The organism is Sphingobium sp. SA2, from assembly GCF_032227065.1.
GTDB lineage: Bacteria > Pseudomonadota > Alphaproteobacteria > Sphingomonadales > Sphingomonadaceae > Sphingobium.
In genome coordinates, this window is the sequence record NZ_JAPMXX010000006.1 from 1,062,411 (window position 1) to 1,080,182 (window position 17,772).

Sequence of the window (17,772 nt, forward strand, 5' to 3'; positions counted from 1 at the left end):
TATCGCATGATCGTCCGTAAACTGACCGACATTCGCAAGTCCGACCATAACGTCAAATCCGACGGCTGGGAAAGCGCCCGCCTGCTGCTCAAGGATGATGGCATGGGTTTCTCATACCATGTCACCACCATGTACGCCGGCAAGGAGCTGAAGATGCATTATCAAAATCATCTCGAAGCCGTGCTGGTGCTCAAGGGCAAGGGCACGATCGAGGATTTGGGCACGGGGGAAACCCACCAGTTGGCCGCAGGTACCATGTATGCGCTCAACGATCATGATCGCCATATCGTGCGCCCCGAAACGGACATCCTGACCGTCTGCGTCTTCAACCCGCCGGTTACCGGCCGCGAAGTGCATGACGAGAATGGCGCCTATCCCGCAGAGGCCGACATGGTCCGCACGGCCGAACTGACGTCTTGAAATCATAAAGAAAGGGGGAGTCCCATGACAGACATCTACCCATCCCGCCAAATGGCGGAACCGCAATTCCTGCCCCGTCTCGATCCGGTCGTCCATAGTGACTGGAGCGAGGCGGCACCGCTCTCGAAAGCGCAGGCCGCGCAGTTCGAGCGCGACGGCTATCTGGTGCTGGAGGATATCTTCTCCGCGCAGGAAGTCGCCTTCCTGCAACAGGAGGCTGGTTCCCTGCTGGCCGATCCCGATGCGCTCGATAGCGACACCGTGATCACCGAACCGGGTGGCGGCGAAATCCGCTCGATCTTCGAAATTCACAGCCAGAGCCGCGTCATGCACCGGCTGGCGGCCGACGCCCGGCTCGCCGACGTCGCCCGCTTCCTGTTGAATGACGAAGTATATCTTCACCAGTCCCGCCTGAACTACAAGCCGGGGTTCCAGGGCAAGGAATTCTACTGGCATTCGGATTTCGAGACCTGGCATGTGGAAGACGGGATGCCGCGCATGCGCGCCCTGTCCATGTCGGTTCTGCTGGCGGACAACACGCCCCATAACGGCCCGTTGATGCTGATCCCCGGATCGCACCGCAGCTTTTTGACCTGCGTGGGTGAAACGCCCGACGACCATTATAAAATGTCGCTCAAGAAGCAGGAATATGGCGTCCCCGACGAGGACAGCCTGGCCGACCTTGCGCACAAGCATGGTATCGTTGCGCCGACAGGCAAGCCGGGAACGGTCATCCTGTTCGATTGCAATCTGATGCACGGATCAAACGGCAATATCACGCCCTTTCCCCGCGCGAACGCCTTCATGGTCTATAATGCCATGTCCAATCAGCTGGTCACGCCCTTCGGCCCCGCGACGCCGCGCCCATCCTTCATCGCGGCACGAGAGGCGGAAGCGATCAGGGTCCGTCATGGGGATCTGGTTGCGGAGGTGATGGCATGAGCGGCCTGCATAGCGTCGAGAAGATCGGCGGCACATCCATGGCGGCCACGGCCAGCCTGTTCGACAATGTCCTGATCGCGGGACGCAGCGGTGACGATCTCTACAACCGCATCTTCGTCGTATCCGCTTATGCGGGCATGACCGACCTGTTGCTGGAGCATAAGAAATCCGGCGTACCGGGCGTCTATGGCCGCTTCATCGCCGATGATGGCGCGGACGGCTGGCTGGAGGCGATGGCCAAGGTGCGCGAGGCGATGCATGATCGCAATGGCGAGATGTTCGCGCGCACCGCCAGCCTGGAGGAGGCGAACGCCTTTGTCGATCTGCGGATCGCGGCGGTGCAGGATTGCCTTGCGGATCTCGGCCGGTTGCGCAGCCATGGGCGCTTCTGCGTCAAGGAACAGTTGCTGACGGTACGCGAATTGCTGGCGGGGCTCGGCGAGGCGCATAGCGCGCACAGCACTGCGCTGTTGCTGCGCGATCGCGGGATCAACGCGGCATTCGTCGATCTGACGCTGTGGGACCAGGATGATTTGCGCAGCCTGGACGAGCGGATCGTGGAAGCGCTGGAGCCTATCGACCTGCGCGATACGATGCCGATCGTCACGGGCTATGCCGGATGCCGCGAAGGCATGGTGCGGCGCTATGCGCGGGGCTATTCGGAAATGACCTTCTCGCGGATCGCCGTGCTGACCCATGCGCGCGAAGCGATCATTCACAAGGAATTTCACCTGTCGAGCGCTGACCCCCGCCTGGTCGGGGAGGCCGCCGCGCGCAAGATCGGCCGCACCAATTATGACGTGGCCGATCAACTCGCCAATCTGGGTATGGAGGCGATCCATCCCCGCGCGGGCCGTGGGCTGCGCCAGACCAGCATCCCGCTACGCGTCCGCAACACGTTCGATCGCGAAGATGAAGGGACGCTGATCTGCGGCGATTATGTGTCCGACACGCCACGCGTCGAAATCATCACCGGTGTGCGATCGATGCAGGCGCTCCAGTTCTTCGAGCAGGATATGGTCGGGGAGAAGGGCTATGATGCCGCGATCCTCGATGCGCTGACGCGCCATGGTGCATGGATCGTCAGCAAATCTTCCAACGCCAATACGATCACCCACTATCTGTCGATCGACGCGGCGACGGTGAAGCGGATCATGGCCGACCTGCAATCGCTCTATCCCGATGCCGCCATCTCCGCACAGCCTGTGGCCATGGTGTCGGTGATCGGCAGCGACATATCGCGGCCAGGACTGGTGCCCGATGCGCTCGATGCACTGGCGGCCGCCGATATCGACATGGTCGCGATGCAGCATCAGATCCGCAATGTGGACATCCAGTTCATCATCGATTGCGCGAATTTCGATACGGCCGTGCGTGTCCTGCACCAGCGGCTGATCGAGGATGTGGCCGATCAGAGCGAAGGGCGTCAGGCGGCCTAAGCCGCCGCTTTCCGTATGCTGTCATCGATACTCCCGGTTCGCAGCCTGCTGGCCGCCATCTTCATGCTGATGGCGGGCAGCGGCTTTCTGTCCACCCTGATCAGCCTGCGGCTGGAACGGGGGGGCAGTGGCACGCTGATGATCGGCGCGGTGGCGACCGCCTATTTCGCCGGGCTGACCGTTGGCGCGCTGCGCGCCGCGCCTGTCGTACAGCGAGTCGGACATATCCGCGCCTTTGCCGCCTTCGTGTCGCTGCTGTCGGCCAGCACGCTGGCTTATGCACTGTTCCAGAATGTGCTGTTCTGGGCATCGTTGCGGTTCATCGACGGGCTGTGCGTGGCGGGCGTGTTCATATGCCTGGAAAGCTGGCTGAACGAGCGGGCGGAACCGGACACGCGGGGCAGCATTTTGGCGGGCTATATGATCGCCCTCTATTCGGGGCAGGCGCTGGGGCAATTTCTGCTCAATTTCGGCCGCACCCCGTCCATTCCTTTCCTGATCGCCTCCATCCTCATTTCGCTGGCGGTCATCCCGGTCGTCCTCACCCGCATCGCCGCGCCGCTACCGGGGCAGAATGCCCCTTGTACGATGCGGCAACTCTATGCTTCGTCGCCGCTAGGTTTCGTCGGCGCGATGACGACGGGATTGATGCTCGGCGCTTTCTACGGCCTCGCCGCCGTGCATGTCCGACGGCTGGGACTGGACCTGTCCCAGACTGCCAGTTTCATGAGCATCGTCATTTTGGGCGGGGTTGCACTGCAATGGCCGCTGGGGCGGCTGTCGGATCGGTTCGATCGCCGCCGGGTTATCGTCACCAGCTTCGGCGCGACCATGGCCGTTTGCCTTGCGCTGACCATGGTCGATGGTATCGGCCTGCCCTTGCTGACGCTGGGGGGCCTGTTTGGTGGCCTCAGCTTCGCGCTCTATCCGCTTTGCGTCGCCCATACCAATGACCGGCTGGACCCGGCGGCCCGCGTCGCGGCCAGCGGCGCACTGGTGCTGCTCTATTCGATCGGCGCGGCATTGGGACCGACCGGCGCGGCGGCGGCGATGACGCTGTTCGGTGCGAGCGGGCTGTTCCTCTTCATCGCCGCCGTTGCGGGTGGCACGCTGGTCTTTGGCCTCTGGCGTCAGGCATCGTCCCTGCCAGTTCCGGGCGACGACCAGCAAAGCTATCAGATCCTGCCCCGCACCACGCCCGTGGCCGCGATGCTCGATCCCCATGCCCCGGAACAGAGTGCGCCCGACGAAGGCGAACCGGCCGACCGATCGCCGCTCCCCCTTTCAGGATAGATCCATGCCCGCGCCCCATCCTACTGCCCCGCTCCAGCCTGCCGTCGATCGGACCACTTTGCGCCGGGCGATCGGTGCGTCCGCCATGGGCAATGCGACCGAATGGTTCGACTATGGCATCTATGCCTATGGCGTGACCTATATCTCCGCCGCGCTGTTTCCCGGCAACACGGAGGAGGCGGTGCTGTTCGCGCTGGCGACCTTCGCCATTTCCTTCCTGGTGCGCCCGCTGGGTGGCCTCTTCTGGGGACCGCTGGGTGACCGGATGGGGCGCAAGTCCGTATTGGCGCTCACCATATTGATGATGTCGGGTGCGACGGTGTGCGTCGGCCTGATCCCCGATTATGCGACGATCGGCTTTTGGGCACCGACGCTGTTGATCCTGTTGCGGATGGTGCAGGGATTTTCCACCGGCGGCGAATATGGCGGTGCGGCGACCTTCATGGCCGAATATGCCCCCGACGACAAACGCGGCTTTTGCGGCAGTTTCCTGGAGTTCGGGACATTGGCGGGCTTCTCGCTGGGCGCGCTGCTGATGCTTGGCTTCTCGCTGTTGCTGGGCGACGCCACCATGTATGATTGGGGCTGGCGCGTCCCCTTCATGGTGGCCGGTCCCATGGGTCTGGTCGGCATGTATCTGCGATCGAAGATGGAGGACACGCCGGTCTTTCTGGAGGCCGAACAAGCCGCGCAGGGAGCCAAGGTCGCTTCGCCGACGCTGGGCGCGCTCATCACCGGCCATTGGCGCACCCTGCTGGTGATGGGCGGGCTGGTCACCGCGCTGAACATCGTCAACTATACGCTGCTCAGCTACATGCCGACCTATCTGCAGCGGCGGCTGGGCCTGTCCGCCAATGAGGCGTTGATCGTGCCTATCATCGGCATGATGTTCATGATGGTGCTGCTGCCCTTCGCCGGGGCGCTGTCCGACCGGGTCGGCCGCAAGCCGCTGTGGCGCTTCTCGCTCATCGGCCTGTTCCTGCTGGTGGTGCCCGCCTATTTGCTGATGGCGACGGGTTTCGTCGGGGCGGTGGTCGGCTTTGCCCTGCTGGGCCTGCTCTATGTGCCGCAACTTGCGACTATATCGGCGACCTTCCCCGCCTTGTTCCCGACGTCCGTCCGCTTTGCGGGCTTCGCCATTGCCTATAATGTCGCGACGTCCATTTTCGGGGGCACGGCACCTGCCATCGGCAGTAGCCTCATTGGCCTCACCGGCAACGAACTCATGCCCGCCTTCTACATGATGCTGGCCTGTGTCGTGGGACTGATCGCGCTGCGCTTCATGCCGGAAACCGCTGGCCAGTCGCTGCGGGATGGGGAACGAGCACGGATAGCATGATCAAGCCATACAACCCCGATGCCATGGCTTGGCGACTTAAAGCGACAGTGGCTGGCGGATTATGCGGCGGTTTTTTACATTGTGGAGCGGGTCGATTAGCCGCTGGTAGAGGGTGAAGAGATATTCCACCCGTTCGCGGTCGGACCCGAAGGGCGCCTTGCGATAGAGTCGGTCGATCGCGAGATCGAGGTCATGATGCGCCTTGCGCACTTGCGCGGGCATGGTGCCGGGGTCGTAGAGATCGGCCAGGGTCGATGTTGCGTTGCGTGGGAGGGCGCGGGCGTCGAGGACGGCTTGGGCGAGGGTTTCGATCCTGGTGCGCTGGGCTGGAATGGCATCGGGCCAAGGGAAGCAGTTATAATTTAGGCCAATGGCATATTGAAAGTCGCTCTTGAGGCGGCCGCCGATGTGCATCGTCCATGCCATGTGCATGTGGCTGGTCAGGACACCGAAATGCCACAGCGTCGCATCGGGCAGGATGCGTAACTTGTTACTCGGAATGGTCGGCGGTTCCAGCCAGCCGATCGGGATATAGTCGCGCCGTTCCGAACTGACTTCGGGAATGGCGAGGAAAGGCTGGGTCGGGATGACGGTGACGTGAAACGCCGATGGCGTATCGGCCAGCGCCAGCGAGGACCGGCCGGGCGTCTTCTTGCTTTCTTCCGCTTTGCCTAGCGCCGCGATCTCGCCGCGCCGATAGGCCGTCACTTGGCGCAGCCTTTGCCGGACTGTGGGAAGCTGGCGAATATCCGCCGGGGCGGCATCCTGTAGCGCCAAGATCCACCGTTCGCCGCCGTTGAGATATTCCTGCGCGCCGACATAGGGGCGCAGGAAGGGTGCGGCGTCGGGCTCCTGCGCCAGCAGCTTCGCCCGCGCGTCGGCGTCGAAGATCAGATAGCCGCCATCGATCGGCTTGGACCCGATGACGATGCGCGGTGCGCCGTTGATCGGTCGGCTCTCCTCCCGCACCACCAGATGGCGGTCGGCGTCGCGGGCGTCGAACAGATAGGCGGTCAGCGCGCTATGGCGGGTTTCGGTCGGCTCGCCCTTCGCGTCCGCATAGCTGAACAGCCGCTTTTGCGCGGGTTCGTCGCGGCGCTGGGCGAGGCCGATGATGACGCAATGGACCGCCGCCCGGCCGGGCCAGACGAAGGTGCGGTGGGCGAAGGCGATTTCGAGGCCTGCGCGGAAGATCAGCGGCCAGAGCTGCGCCACCTGTTCGCCCTGCACGATCGAGTTGGTGGAGACGAAGGCAATGCGCGCGTCGCCGCCCGCGACATAGCGGGCGGCCTTGAGGAACCAGGCAGCGACATAGTCGAGTGTGCCGCCGCTGCCGGGTAGGGCGGCGAGACGGCGGACCTGCGCGCGCTGCGCCTCGCTTTGATATTTCGCGCCGACAAAGGGCGGGTTACCGAAGACGAAGGTGCAGTCCTGCGCCGGGACGACCTGATTCCAATCCAGTTCCAGCGCGTCGCCATGGTGGATGCCGGGTGCCTTCACCAGCGGGATGCGGGCATAATGCTGGCCGAAATCCTCGGCCAGGCGGGTGTTGGCGATATGGTCAGTCATCCACAGCGCCACCTGCGCGATCATGGCGGGAAACTCGTCGATTTCGATGCCGAAGAAATGATCGACATCCAGTTTCGAGAGCGCCGCGACATCCATCACCAGTTCGACCCGGCCGTCGATGGTGAGCAATTCGCGCAATATGTCGCGTTCCAGTTCGCGCAGCTCGCGATAGGCGACGACCAGGAAATTGCCAGCGCCACAGGCCGGGTCGAGGAACGCCATCGTCCCCAGCCGCTGATGCAGCGCGCGCAACGCGCGCTCGCGGCCCGATTTGAGCGCGCTGGCACGGGCGAAGTCGGCGCGCAGATCGTCCAGGAACAGCGGTTCGATGACCTTGAGGATCGCCTGTTCGGGCGTGTAATGCGCGCCCTGCTTGCGCCGGGTCACCGTGTCGATAACGCTTTCGAACAGCGAGCCGAAAATGGCGGGCGACACGTCGCCCCAGTTGAACAGGCTGGCGTCGAGCAGCATCGTGCGCATCGCGGCGTCGAAACTGGGCATGGCGATGCGTTCGCGGAACAGTTCGCCGTTGATGTAAGGAAAGTCGGCGAGATCGGCGTCGAGGCTCTGCTGTCGCCGGTCGGGCGGGGTGTCGAGCGTCTGGAACAGTTCGCCGAGCCAGCGGCCAAGGTCGCGACCATCGGCGCGGGTGCGCCGTTCGAGGAAGGTGAGGAACTGGTCCTTACGCTCGAAAATGCCGGTATCGTCGGCAAAGAGGATGAAGAGCAGCCGGACGAGCAGCCGTTCCAGATCATGGCCGATATAGCCATCGGCCGCGAGCGCATTGTGCAGGCGGCCCATCAGTTCCGACGCCTGACGATTGACCGGCGACTGGTTGCGGAACAGGCGCGGCTGAACGCCGATGATGAAGCCGAAGGCTTCGACATGGCATTTGAGGTCGGTGAGCGGGAAGCGCCATTCGCGGCGGGTTTCCAGGTCGACCAGTTCGAAACGCTGGAAATCGCACACCATCATGTGGCGGGGGCGCTGCACGTCGGGCAGCCAGTCATAATAATCGAGCGCCTGGGCCATGGCGCGGTCGAGGTGGCGGCCCGCGCTTTTCTGTTCGACGATCAGCGTGCCGGGCCAGAACAGGTCGATGAAGCCACTCGACCGCGCGGGATCGAGCGATTTGACCCGCTGTTCGTAGACGGCGACCTGCTTGCGCGGCACGCCGAAGATGCCGAAAAATTCGTCGTAGAAGCTGTGGGTCTGGCCCTTTTCATAGCCCTTGCCCTGCCATTCGGCGGCGAAATGGGCTGCGTTCGTGCGAATTTCCGGCCAGCTGAGCCGCATCCCTGCCCTCCCCCCATGATGAGGGAGACGGGGTGGATGGAGGGGCGATCCGCGCCAAGCGGACCCTGGACCATTATGGCGCTGGTCCGATATGGCGCAAAATTATGGGCCGGATCAGGCCGGATTTCCGTCCATTATGGTCGCGTCACCCCATGCGGATCAGGCGGCGCGGACGGCCTCGATCGGGGCCAGTATGGCGCGGTTACGCCCCGCGCGCTTGGCCTGGTAGAGCGCGGCGTCGGCGGCCGACAGCCAGGCCTCGCTCGACATGCGCCCCGCCCCGATCGTCGCGACGCCGAAGCTGGCGGTGACATGCAGCGGAGGATTGTTGGTGATCTCGAACCGCTCGATCGCTGAACGTATCCGGTTGGCGACGGCCAGTGCATCGGCCTCCTGCGCTTCGGGTAGCAACAGGCCGAATTCCTCGCCGCCGATCCGGCCGAACGCATCGCTGGGACGGGACAGGCCTTTGCAGAGTGCCGCGACCGCTTCGATTACGCGGTCGCCCGCCGGATGGCCATGGCGGTCGTTGATCTGCTTGAAATGGTCGATGTCGAGCAGGACCAGTGCGGCGGGGCGGCGGTGGCGGGTGAAGAGCGCGATCCGCTTGTCGAGTTCGGCGATGAAGGCGCGCCGGGTCAGCGCCCCGCTCAGATGGTCGCGCTCGGCCAGCAGCCGCAATTCCATCTGCTCCACGACGATGGGGGCAAGGCCCTTGAGCACTTCCATCTGTTCGGGCGAAAAGGTGCGGGGCCGGGTGTCGATGGCGCAGAGCGACCCCAGATTATGGCCATCGGGCGTGCGCAACTGCACCCCGGCATAGCTGCGGATGCCCGGCTCTCCGGTTACCAGCGGATTGTCGCAAAAGCGCGGATCGGCCTGCGCATCGGTGATGACGAGCGGTTCGTCCTGGCGGATGGCATGGTCGCAAAAGGCCATGCTGCGCGCGGTTTCGGAAATGTCGAGGCCAGTGATCGACTTGAACCATTGGCGTTCGGTGTCGATCAGCGACACGGCCGAAATGGGCACATCGAACAAGGTCCGCACCAGATCGGTCACCTTGTCGAAGGCACCTTCGGCCGGGGTGTCCAAAATCCCATAGCGGCGCAGCGCCGCTATCCGGGCGGGTTCATCGATAGGTATGGCACAGGGCATTTCACGGTATCCGGTTATCATAGTATGCCTTGCCGCTTCGGGCATGGCGGGGAAATCCGGCGTGGTCTGGCCACCCCCCTTGGCCGACCGATGCGCCAGAGTGGGCCTGGGTTCTGAACAAAGGGTTAAAACAGGCGCGGAGCGGCAAGGGATATCGCGCGTTCGAGCCTGTCTTTCGCCGTGCGTATATTGTAGCAGCATAGCGGCCCGCCGGACAGGGCCGTTACCCCAATAATGCCGCTTCAGCCGGGCCGAGCCCCAAAATCACGCCGGGTTATGGTCTTTCAGGAAGGCATCGAGCTTTTCCAGAAACTCCAGCCTATCGGCCTCGCGCGAGAAGTGATGATCGGCCAGCGGCTGTTCGACATAGAGATAGTCGCGGCCCTGGACCTTCCCGGCGGCCTTGAGCTTTTCCGCCATTTCGCGCGACTGGCTTACCTGGACACGGCGGTCCTTCTTGCCATGCATCAACAGGATGGGCGTGGCGAATTGTCCGGCGAAGTGGATCGGCGAGACGGCGGCGAAATCGGGGGCCTGCTCCTTCATCCAATCCTTGCGCGTGCTATGATAGAGGAAGCGCTGGTCATAACGCATCATGGCGGCAAGGTCGGAGACGCCCGCATAGGACACGGCGCAGCGATATTTGGCGGGGTCACGCTGGGCTGCGCGCATCGCGGCATAGCCGCCATAGGATGCGCCGACCATGCAGACGCGCTTGGGATCGGCAATACCCTGCTGCACCGCCCAATCGACCGCGTCGTTGAGGTCGTCCTGCATGGCCAGGCCCCATTGTCCCTCGCCCTTTTCGGCGAAGGCTCTGCCATAGCCCGACGAGCCGCGATAATTGGGTTGCAGCACGGCATAGCCGCGCCACGCCAGAAACTGGACCCACCAGTCCCACTCCTCCGCATCGCGGGCGAAAGGGCCGCCATGGGGCATCAGGATGAACGGCAGGTTTTTCGCGTCCCGTCCGGCCGGAACCGTCAGCACGGCGGCAATCTCCAGCCCGTCGCGCGCCTTGTAGCGGATGGTCTTGACCGGGGCGAGGCGGGTCTTGGTGGTGAAGCGGTCGCTCACCCTGGACAGGATGCTCATGGCGCCTGCCGCCGTATCGTAATAATAATAGGCACCGGGTTGATCCGGCGTGCCGACATGCACGACCATGCGCTGGCCGTCCCGGCTGGTGGAAATGATGCGCGCGCGCCGCTCACCGACCGCCTTGTCGATATCCGCTTGAATCTTGGCCAGATTGGCGTCGAACCAATGAACCGCAGGCGCGTCGCCGGTGTAGCGCACCCCGGCAAGGCCGGTCCCGGCGGCATCCTCGGTTATCCCGCCCAGATCGAAACCCGGCGCCGAAAATATCTTGCGCCCCAGTTCGAGCGTGGCGAGATCCAGTTCGTAGAGCGCATCGGTGCCTTCGCGATCATCGCTGGCGATCGCCTTGGCGGGGTCGGCGGTGAAGAGCAGCGGCACCACCAGCGATTCATCGCGGCGGCGATCGGCGCGGTCGACGACGCGGAAATTGGCCCGCCCATCGGGGCGGTAGAGCAGCTTGCCCGTGCGGCTACTGTCATTATAGCCCACCCCCATGCGCACCGCACCGGTGGCGTCGGCATACCAGTTTCGCACATGCTGGCGGGAGGCAATGACGCTGCGCATCTTCCCCGTGCCGACATCGACCTCGTCGACCTTCGGCCAGAAGCCGGGGTCGTTGGAGAAGATCGACGTCTGGTAGGCGAGGAGGATGCGCGGCGTGCCATCGCGCGCGATCCAGATGACGTCATCGGCATTTTGCGCCGCGGCCGATTTGGCGAGCATATTGATCTTGCTGCCGTCGCGCTTCACGCTGGCGACGCGGCTGACATACCAGGGCATGCCCTGAACATTGCTTTCCGCGCCGATGCCCGCGATCAGCCAGTCGTCATTGACCCATTGCCACCAATTGAGATCATTGTCGCCCAGGGCCAGCGAACGGACGCGGTTAGGGCCGTCATGCACATCGGCGATCACCAGCAATTGCTCACCGTTGACCGCGACCCGGCTGGCGATGTGCAAGCCGTCGGGCGAGAGGGCAGGTTGCTCCATCAGCGGCAGGGCAGCGAAGTCCTTGACCGTCCAGGTCGGCGCACTGTCGGGGGCCGGGGATTGGGCGGATACCGGCAACGCCAGAAACAGCGCGCTGCCCATCAGCGACGTAAGAACAGCCTTCATCGATTTCCCCCCAGACAGATCGACCCCGCCCCAGGGAATAGGGCGAGGTCGACGCGCCGTCATCTGCTTTTTTGGGGGATGATCATGTGGTTGCGATGATCCGCTGCGACGCCCTGCTTGCCCCCGCATCCGTCACAGGTGTATACGTCGTCAGTATCAAGGCGAGGGCGTGATGGCAAAGAATGCAGTGTTCACCATGAAGCTGGAAGCCGATTTGCGCGCCGAGTTCATGGCCGAAGCCGAGGCCAGCCATCGGCCAGCCTCTCAGGTTGTTCGCGAGTTGATGCGGGACTTTATTCAGCAGCAGCAGGCGCGGCGTGACTATCACGATTTTCTCCAGCGCAAGGTCGATACAGCCCGCGCTTCGGCGCAGGAGGGGCAGGGGCGCTCGAATGAGGCTGTCGATGCTGACTTTGCCGCCCGCCGGTCGCGGTTGCTCGATCAGGCGTGAATATCGTCTGGACGTCGGAGGCGGAGCGGGACCGCGCGGCGATCTTTGACTATCTTGCTGTGCGTGACCCGGCTGCTGCGGTGAGATTGGATGGCCTATTCAGCCAAGCCGTTGCCCAGCTTGCGGACTTTCCCATGCTTGGTCATGTGGTGGAGGTTGCGGGCACGCGCGAACTGACCCCGCATCGCAGCTACCGCATCATCTACGAAGTCATGGACGAAACGGTGTGGATACTCGTCCTGATCCACACGGCGCGGCAATGGCCGCCGGAACATCCATGAGGTGAATAGCCCGCCCGGATCGCGCCGGGCGGGCCATGTCTTCAATTACGCCCCATGCGCCAGCGCGGCGAGCAGCAGCAGGGCGACGATATTGGTGATCTTGATCATCGGGTTGACCGCTGGCCCAGCGGTATCCTTGTAGGGATCTCCTACCGTGTCGCCGGTCACGGCCGCCTTATGGGCTTCGCTGCCCTTGCCGCCATGATGGCCATCCTCGATATATTTCTTCGCATTGTCCCATGCGCCGCCGCCCGATGTCATCGACAGGGCGACGAACAGGCCGGAGACGATGACGCCCAGCAACAGCGCGCCGAGCGCGGCAAAGCCGTTGGACACGCCTGCAACCGCCGAGATGGCGAAATAGACCACGATCGGCGCCAGCACCGGCAACAGGCTGGGGACGATCATTTCCTTGATCGCGGCCTTCGTCACCAGATCGACGGTGCGGGCATAGTCGGGCTTGCTGGTGCCATCCATGATGCCCTTATTTTCGGCAAATTGCGCGCGGACATCCTTGACCACATCGCCCGCCGCGCGGCCCACCGCGGTCATGCCCATTGCCCCGAACAGATAGGGCAGCAGCGCGCCGAGCAGAAGGCCGACGATGACATAGGGGTTGGACAGGCTGAAATCGACCGGCCCGGTGAGGCCGAGCGCGCTGTTATAATATTTCAAATCCTCGGTATAGGCGCCGAACAGCACGAGCGCGGCAAGGCCCGCAGAGCCGATGGCATAGCCCTTCGTCACCGCCTTGGTCGTGTTGCCCACCGCGTCCAGGGCGTCGGTTTTGACCCGCACGCTATCGTCGAGATGCGCCATTTCGGCGATGCCGCCCGCATTGTCGGTCACTGGGCCGTAAGCGTCCAATGCGACGACCATGCCCGCCAGCGCCAGCATGGCGGTCGCGGCGAAGGCGATGCCGATGAGGCCCGCCAGTTGATGCGCGACGATGATGCCGATGACGATCACCAATGTCGGCAGGGCAGTGGATTCCAGGCTGATCGCCAGACCTTGGATGACGTTGGTGCCATGGCCGGTTTCCGACGCCTTGGCGATGGAGCGGACCGGGCGATAATTGGTGCCGGTATAATATTCGGTGATGACCACCAGCAGCCCGGTGACGGCGAGGCCCACCATCATCGACCAGAATAGCGCCATGCCGGTATAACCGCCCACGCCATCCAGGTCCGCGCCGAACACGGCGTTCATGTCGCCCAGCGTGCGCCAGGTGACATAATAGATGGCCGGGATGGAGAGCAGAGCGGTGGTCCAGAAGCCCTTGTAGAGCGCGCCCATGATCGACTGGCTGGAGCCGAGCCGCACCATATAGGTGCCGATGATCGAGGTGATGATGCACACGCCGCCCACAATCAGCGGCAGCGCCATCAGGTTGAGCAGCACTGCATTGTCGAGGCCGGTGACGAGCAGCGCGGTCAGCACCATGGTCGCGCCGATGGTGACGACATAGGTTTCGAACAGGTCGGCGGCCATGCCAGCGCAGTCACCGACATTGTCGCCGACATTGTCGGCGATGACGGCGGGGTTGCGCGGGTCATCCTCGGGGATGCCGGCCTCGACCTTGCCGACGAGGTCCGCGCCAACATCGGCGGCCTTGGTGAAGATGCCGCCGCCCAGACGCGCGAAGATGGAAATGAGCGATGCGCCAAAGGCCAGCGCGACGAGGCTGTCGATGACGAGGCGATCGTCGGGCGCGTAACCCGAAGGGCCGATCAGATACCAGAAGAAGACGCTGATCGCGAGCAAAGCCAGGCCCGCCACGAGCATGCCGGTGATCGCGCCCGCGCGGAACGCCACCGTCAGCCCGCTTTGCAACGTGCCGCGACAGGCTTCGGCCGTGCGGACATTGGCGCGCACCGAAATGTTCATGCCGATGAACCCCGCCGCCCCCGACAGGATCGCACCGATCAGGAAGGCGAGGGCGGATGTGATGCCCAGAAAGAGCAGGACCAGCGTGGCCACGACCACGCCGACGATGGCGATGGTGGTATATTGGCGGCCAAGATAGGCCCGCGCCCCCTCCTGAATCGCGCCCGCGATCTGCTGCATGGTGGCGTTGCCTGCGGGCGCATTTAGCACCTGTCGGCTGGTGAACAGGCCATAGAGGATGGCCAACAGGCCACACCCTATGGCGATATAGACGATCTGCATGCTTGTTCCTCTCCCCCTGTTATGGCTGTCATCGGCCGCTCCGCAGGGAATGACGGGCGAACGAAAGGCGCAGGGGCGGGAGGCCGGGCGGGTTGGGTCCGGCATCGATCACCGCGTCAATCAGCAGTGGGCACACGCACATAAGCGGTCCAAACGGGCTGAGAATAGGGTGAAGCGAAGCTACAGGGTGGAGGGCGTGCGTCAAGCGGGTTGGCGCAGAAACTGTCTAAACGTCATCCGTTCGTTTCGAGCGCAGTCGAGAAACGATTACGCGGCGTTTCTCGACGTAGTTTATCCAGAGCGCCTGCCGCAGGCGGGCAGTCGAAGGGCTCGAAACGAACGGACCTTCTCAGCCTATCCATGCTCCCAGCCGAGCCGGTCGGGCAGCGGCACGATGGCACCGTCGATCATCAGGGTGAGGCCCGCGCCCGCGCTGATACGCCCGACCGGAATGGCCCTCACGGGGGGAGCCAGCCCACGCGGCAGGGTGAAGAGCAGTTCATAATCATCGCCCGCGCGCGCGGCGGCGATCTGGACGGCGGTGCTAGCCCCGCGCGCCTTTTCCAGCGCCGGGGAAAGGGGAATATGGTCGATGGTGATCGCGACACCGCTGGCCTGGCCCATGCGCTGGGCGTCGATCAACAGCCCGTCCGACAGGTCCATCATGGCGCTGGCGTGGGGGGCGAGCAGCGCGCCTTCGGCCAGGCGCGGGCGCGGGCGGCGATAGGCATCGACCAGCGGGCCGGACGCGGCCGGATCGGTACGGGCGAGGTCGAGGCCAATGCCCGCTTCGCCGACTGGGCCGGTGACATAGAGGATGTCGCCCGGCTGGGCGCCGTTGCGCGTCGGGATGGGGCCGGTTGCCTCCCCGATGGCGGTGAGGCTGTAGCTCCGCGCGCTGGCGGGCGGCATGGCGACAGTATCGCCGCCGAGCAGCGGCATGGCATGACGATCGAGCGCTTCGCCCAGCCCCGCGATAAAGGCTGCGTCCCATGCTTCGTCGCCCGACAGCGCATAGTTGAGCAGGCAGCCGACCGGCCGCGCGCCCTTCGCCGCCAGGTCGGACAGGTTCACCGCCGCGAGTTTCCAGCCGATATCGGCGGGCGGATCGGTGGGGAGGTAATGGACGCCCTCGACCATCGTGTCGCTGGTCAGGATCAGGCGGGTGTCGCCAACCGGCAGGATCGCGACATCATCCATCAACCCTTGCGCGGCGGGATCATTCGCCAACAGGCGCAGCAGGGTGAGGAAGCGGGATTCGGCGGACATGGCGGGAGTCTAACCTTCTCACCACCAATCCGAAATGCTTTCCTCCGTTCGTTTCGAGCCCTTCGACTGCCCGCCTGCGGCAGGCGCTCTGGATAAACTACGTCGAGAAACGCCGCGCGCAGGTTTCTCGACTTCGCTCGAAACGAACGGAGGGCGGTGCTTACGCCCGCACATCCTTGGCCACGCCATCAAGCAGGCCGTTGACGAAGCCCGATTCGCGCTTGTCGTAAAATGCGTGGGCGACATCGACATATTCGCTGATGACCGTGCCGGTGCCGACATCGGCGCGGGCGAGCAGTTCATAGGTGCCTGCGCGCAATATCTGGCGCATCGGCTTGTCGAGCCGGTAAAGGCTCCAGCCGCTCGACAGGCGGGCGGCGATCAGTGCGTCGATCTCGTCGCGACGCTTGTCCACACCGGACACGACATCGTCGAAAAACGATTGTTCGGCCGGGGCATAGGTCACATCCTCGATCGTCGCGCCGAGGCGGTGGGTGTGAAATTCATGCAGCAGGATGTGGAGCGGCGTGCCCTCCATTTCGAGCTGGTAGAGCGCTTGGACCGCGGCAAGGCGCGCGGCGGAGCGGGATTTGGATCGTTCGTTCATCGGATGCCCCCTACGCCTGTGTTACTTCAGGCGCAACGCCACGGATGCGGCATGGGCGGGCAAGCCTTCCGCCTCCGCCAGCGCAACCGCCGCCGGGCCGATCGCGCCGATCGCGGCGGCATCGAGGCTCAGGAAGCTGGTGCGCTTCATGAAGTCGAGCACGGACAGGCCCGATGAGAAGCGCGCACGGCGGCCGGTGGGCAGGACGTGGTTCGGCCCGGCGACATAATCGCCGACCGCTTCGGGCGTCATCCGGCCAAGGAACACCGAACCAGCATGGCGCACCTTGGCGAACAGCGCGTCAGGATCGTCCACCGCCAGTTCGAGATGTTCGGCAGCCAGCCGGTTAACCAGCGGCATCGCCTCTTCGAAATCGCGCACGACGATGATCGCGCCATTGGCTTCCCAGCTTGTGGTCGCGACGGCCTGAGTCGAGAGTAGCGGCAGGCGGCGCTGCACGGCTTGCTCGACCGCATCGGCAAAGGCGGCATCGTCGGTGAAGAGGATCGACTGGCTGGTAGGGTCATGTTCGGACTGGCTGAGCAGGTCGGCGGCGATCCAGTCGGGATCATTCTTGGCGTCGGCGACGACCAGGATTTCCGATGGGCCGGCTACCATGTCGATGCCGACCACGCCGTATAACTGGCGCTTGGCTTCGGCGACCCAGGCATTGCCGGGGCCGGTGATGACATCCACCGGTGCGATCCGGTCGGTGCCATAGGCGAGTGCGGCGACGGCCTGCGCCCCGCCGACGCGCCAGATTTCCTCGATCCCCGCAATCTGGGCGGCGGCCAGCACCAGCGGGTTGATCTCGCCATTCGGCGTCGGCGTCACCATCGCGATGCGGCTGACGCCCGCGACCTTGGCAGGAATGACATTCATCAGCAGCGAGCTGGGATAGGCGGCGCGACCGCCGGGAACGTATAGGCCCGCCGCATCCACTGCGCTCCAACGCGCGCCCAGGCGCACACCCGCGCTGTCCACGCCATCGCTGTCCACGGGGCGCTGCTTTTCATGATAGGTGGTGATGCGCGCGGCCGCGAGTTCGAGCGCGTCGCGCAGGGTGGTGGAAATGCCGTCGAGCGCGGCGCGGCATTCGGCCTGCGTCACGGCCCAGCCGCTGACATTCAGGTCGTGCCGGTCGAAGCGCTGCGTATAGTCCGCCAGCGCCGCATCGCCCCCTGTGCGCACGGCTTTGAGGATCGCGGTGACATCGCGCGAGACATCTTCATCAGCCTCGCGGCGCGCATCGACCAAAGTGGTGAAGGCGGCGGCGAAGTCGGGCGAGGTGGTGGTAAGGCGTTGGGTCATGATAAGTAAAATCCTCC

At 64.1% G+C, this 17,772-nt stretch carries 14 protein-coding genes; 7 read left to right on the forward strand and 7 right to left on the reverse strand.

Annotated features, from left to right (window positions below; translation table 11 throughout):
• Positions 1 to 6: 6 nt before the first annotated feature.
• From OVY48_RS12855 to OVY48_RS12875, 5 genes are read left to right on the forward strand one after another with little or no spacing between them, the layout of a single operon-like run.
• Complete coding sequence (locus OVY48_RS12855) at positions 7 to 420, forward strand: ectoine synthase (protein ID WP_310220956.1); 414 nt, start codon at positions 7 to 9, stop codon at positions 418 to 420.
• 24 nt (positions 421 to 444) lie between these two features.
• Positions 445 to 1,362: an ectoine hydroxylase gene (gene thpD, locus OVY48_RS12860; protein ID WP_313923112.1), complete on the forward strand. Its 918-nt coding sequence runs from the start codon at positions 445 to 447 to the stop codon at positions 1,360 to 1,362.
• Entirely contained in the window at positions 1,359 to 2,801 is a 1,443-nt protein-coding gene (locus OVY48_RS12865) for an aspartate kinase (RefSeq protein WP_313923113.1), read from the forward strand. The genes thpD and OVY48_RS12865 overlap by 4 nt, the downstream gene beginning before the upstream one ends.
• A 15-nt stretch (positions 2,802 to 2,816) precedes the next feature.
• Positions 2,817 to 4,094: an MFS transporter gene (locus tag OVY48_RS12870; RefSeq protein ID WP_069065465.1), complete on the forward strand. Its 1,278-nt coding sequence runs from the start codon at positions 2,817 to 2,819 to the stop codon at positions 4,092 to 4,094.
• Between the two features lie 4 nt (positions 4,095 to 4,098).
• Positions 4,099 to 5,433, forward strand: a complete 1,335-nt coding sequence (locus OVY48_RS12875; RefSeq protein WP_069065464.1) for an MFS transporter — start codon at positions 4,099 to 4,101, stop codon at positions 5,431 to 5,433.
• A 36-nt stretch (positions 5,434 to 5,469) separates the two neighbouring features.
• Here OVY48_RS12875 and OVY48_RS12880 read toward each other — a convergent pair whose 3' ends face one another.
• The 3 genes from OVY48_RS12880 to OVY48_RS12890 all read right to left on the reverse strand — a co-directional run bounded on the left by OVY48_RS12880 (position 5,470) and on the right by OVY48_RS12890 (position 11,667).
• Entirely contained in the window at positions 5,470 to 8,298 is a 2,829-nt protein-coding gene (locus tag OVY48_RS12880; RefSeq protein WP_313923114.1) for a DNA methyltransferase, read from the reverse strand.
• Positions 8,299 to 8,457: 159 nt separating this feature from the next.
• Positions 8,458 to 9,453 carry a sensor domain-containing diguanylate cyclase gene (locus tag OVY48_RS12885; RefSeq protein WP_313923115.1) on the reverse strand — a complete coding sequence of 332 codons (996 nt, stop codon included), beginning with the start codon at positions 9,451 to 9,453 and terminating at the stop codon, positions 8,458 to 8,460.
• A 264-nt stretch (positions 9,454 to 9,717) separates the two neighbouring features.
• Positions 9,718 to 11,667 (reverse strand): S9 family peptidase, encoded by a 1,950-nt coding sequence (locus OVY48_RS12890; protein WP_313923116.1) that lies wholly within the window; start codon positions 11,665 to 11,667, stop codon positions 9,718 to 9,720.
• 172 nt (positions 11,668 to 11,839) lie between these two features.
• Between OVY48_RS12890 and OVY48_RS12895 the strand changes: the two genes are divergently transcribed.
• Both OVY48_RS12895 and OVY48_RS12900 read left to right on the forward strand, forming a co-directional pair.
• Positions 11,840 to 12,118: an antitoxin of toxin-antitoxin stability system gene (locus tag OVY48_RS12895; RefSeq protein ID WP_313923117.1), complete on the forward strand. Its 279-nt coding sequence runs from the start codon at positions 11,840 to 11,842 to the stop codon at positions 12,116 to 12,118.
• The gene (locus OVY48_RS12900; protein ID WP_313923118.1) at positions 12,115 to 12,399 is read left to right on the forward strand and encodes a type II toxin-antitoxin system RelE/ParE family toxin; all 285 of its coding nucleotides are present in this window, start codon (positions 12,115 to 12,117) and stop codon (positions 12,397 to 12,399) included. Before OVY48_RS12895 ends, OVY48_RS12900 begins: the two co-directional genes overlap by 4 nt.
• A gap of 45 nt (positions 12,400 to 12,444) precedes the next feature.
• Here the strand turns inward: OVY48_RS12900 and OVY48_RS12905 are convergent, their stop codons facing one another.
• The 4 genes from OVY48_RS12905 to hisD form a co-directional block, all read right to left on the reverse strand.
• Positions 12,445 to 14,568, reverse strand: coding sequence for a sodium-translocating pyrophosphatase (locus OVY48_RS12905; protein ID WP_313923119.1), 2,124 nt, complete (start codon positions 14,566 to 14,568; stop codon positions 12,445 to 12,447).
• Between the two features lie 354 nt (positions 14,569 to 14,922).
• Positions 14,923 to 15,837: a thiamine-phosphate kinase gene (thiL, locus tag OVY48_RS12910; protein ID WP_313923120.1), complete on the reverse strand. Its 915-nt coding sequence runs from the start codon at positions 15,835 to 15,837 to the stop codon at positions 14,923 to 14,925.
• A 160-nt stretch (positions 15,838 to 15,997) separates the two neighbouring features.
• Positions 15,998 to 16,444 carry a transcription antitermination factor NusB gene (gene nusB / locus OVY48_RS12915; protein WP_313923121.1) on the reverse strand — a complete coding sequence of 149 codons (447 nt, stop codon included), beginning with the start codon at positions 16,442 to 16,444 and terminating at the stop codon, positions 15,998 to 16,000.
• Between the two features lie 21 nt (positions 16,445 to 16,465).
• Positions 16,466 to 17,755, reverse strand: coding sequence for a histidinol dehydrogenase (hisD, locus tag OVY48_RS12920; protein ID WP_313923122.1), 1,290 nt, complete (start codon positions 17,753 to 17,755; stop codon positions 16,466 to 16,468).
• Positions 17,756 to 17,772 lie beyond the last annotated feature (17 nt).

Bases quoted from the DNA above. Each gene is read 5' to 3' on its own strand.
- OVY48_RS12855 (WP_310220956.1), top strand. From the start codon at position 7: ATGATCGTCCGTAAACTGACCGACATTCGCAAGTCCGACCATAACGTC.
- thpD (WP_313923112.1), top strand. From the start codon at position 445: ATGACAGACATCTACCCATCCCGCCAAATGGCGGAACCGCAATTCCTG.
- OVY48_RS12865 (WP_313923113.1), top strand. From the start codon at position 1,359: ATGAGCGGCCTGCATAGCGTCGAGAAGATCGGCGGCACATCCATGGCG.
- OVY48_RS12870 (WP_069065465.1), top strand. From the start codon at position 2,817: ATGCTGTCATCGATACTCCCGGTTCGCAGCCTGCTGGCCGCCATCTTC.
- OVY48_RS12875 (WP_069065464.1), top strand. From the start codon at position 4,099: ATGCCCGCGCCCCATCCTACTGCCCCGCTCCAGCCTGCCGTCGATCGG.
- OVY48_RS12880 (WP_313923114.1), bottom strand. From the start codon at position 8,298: ATGCGGCTCAGCTGGCCGGAAATTCGCACGAACGCAGCCCATTTCGCC.
- OVY48_RS12885 (WP_313923115.1), bottom strand. From the start codon at position 9,453: ATGCCCTGTGCCATACCTATCGATGAACCCGCCCGGATAGCGGCGCTG.
- OVY48_RS12890 (WP_313923116.1), bottom strand. From the start codon at position 11,667: ATGAAGGCTGTTCTTACGTCGCTGATGGGCAGCGCGCTGTTTCTGGCG.
- OVY48_RS12895 (WP_313923117.1), top strand. From the start codon at position 11,840: ATGGCAAAGAATGCAGTGTTCACCATGAAGCTGGAAGCCGATTTGCGC.
- OVY48_RS12905 (WP_313923119.1), bottom strand. From the start codon at position 14,568: ATGCAGATCGTCTATATCGCCATAGGGTGTGGCCTGTTGGCCATCCTC.
- thiL (WP_313923120.1), bottom strand. From the start codon at position 15,837: ATGTCCGCCGAATCCCGCTTCCTCACCCTGCTGCGCCTGTTGGCGAAT.
- nusB (WP_313923121.1), bottom strand. From the start codon at position 16,444: ATGAACGAACGATCCAAATCCCGCTCCGCCGCGCGCCTTGCCGCGGTC.
- hisD (WP_313923122.1), bottom strand. From the start codon at position 17,755: ATGACCCAACGCCTTACCACCACCTCGCCCGACTTCGCCGCCGCCTTC.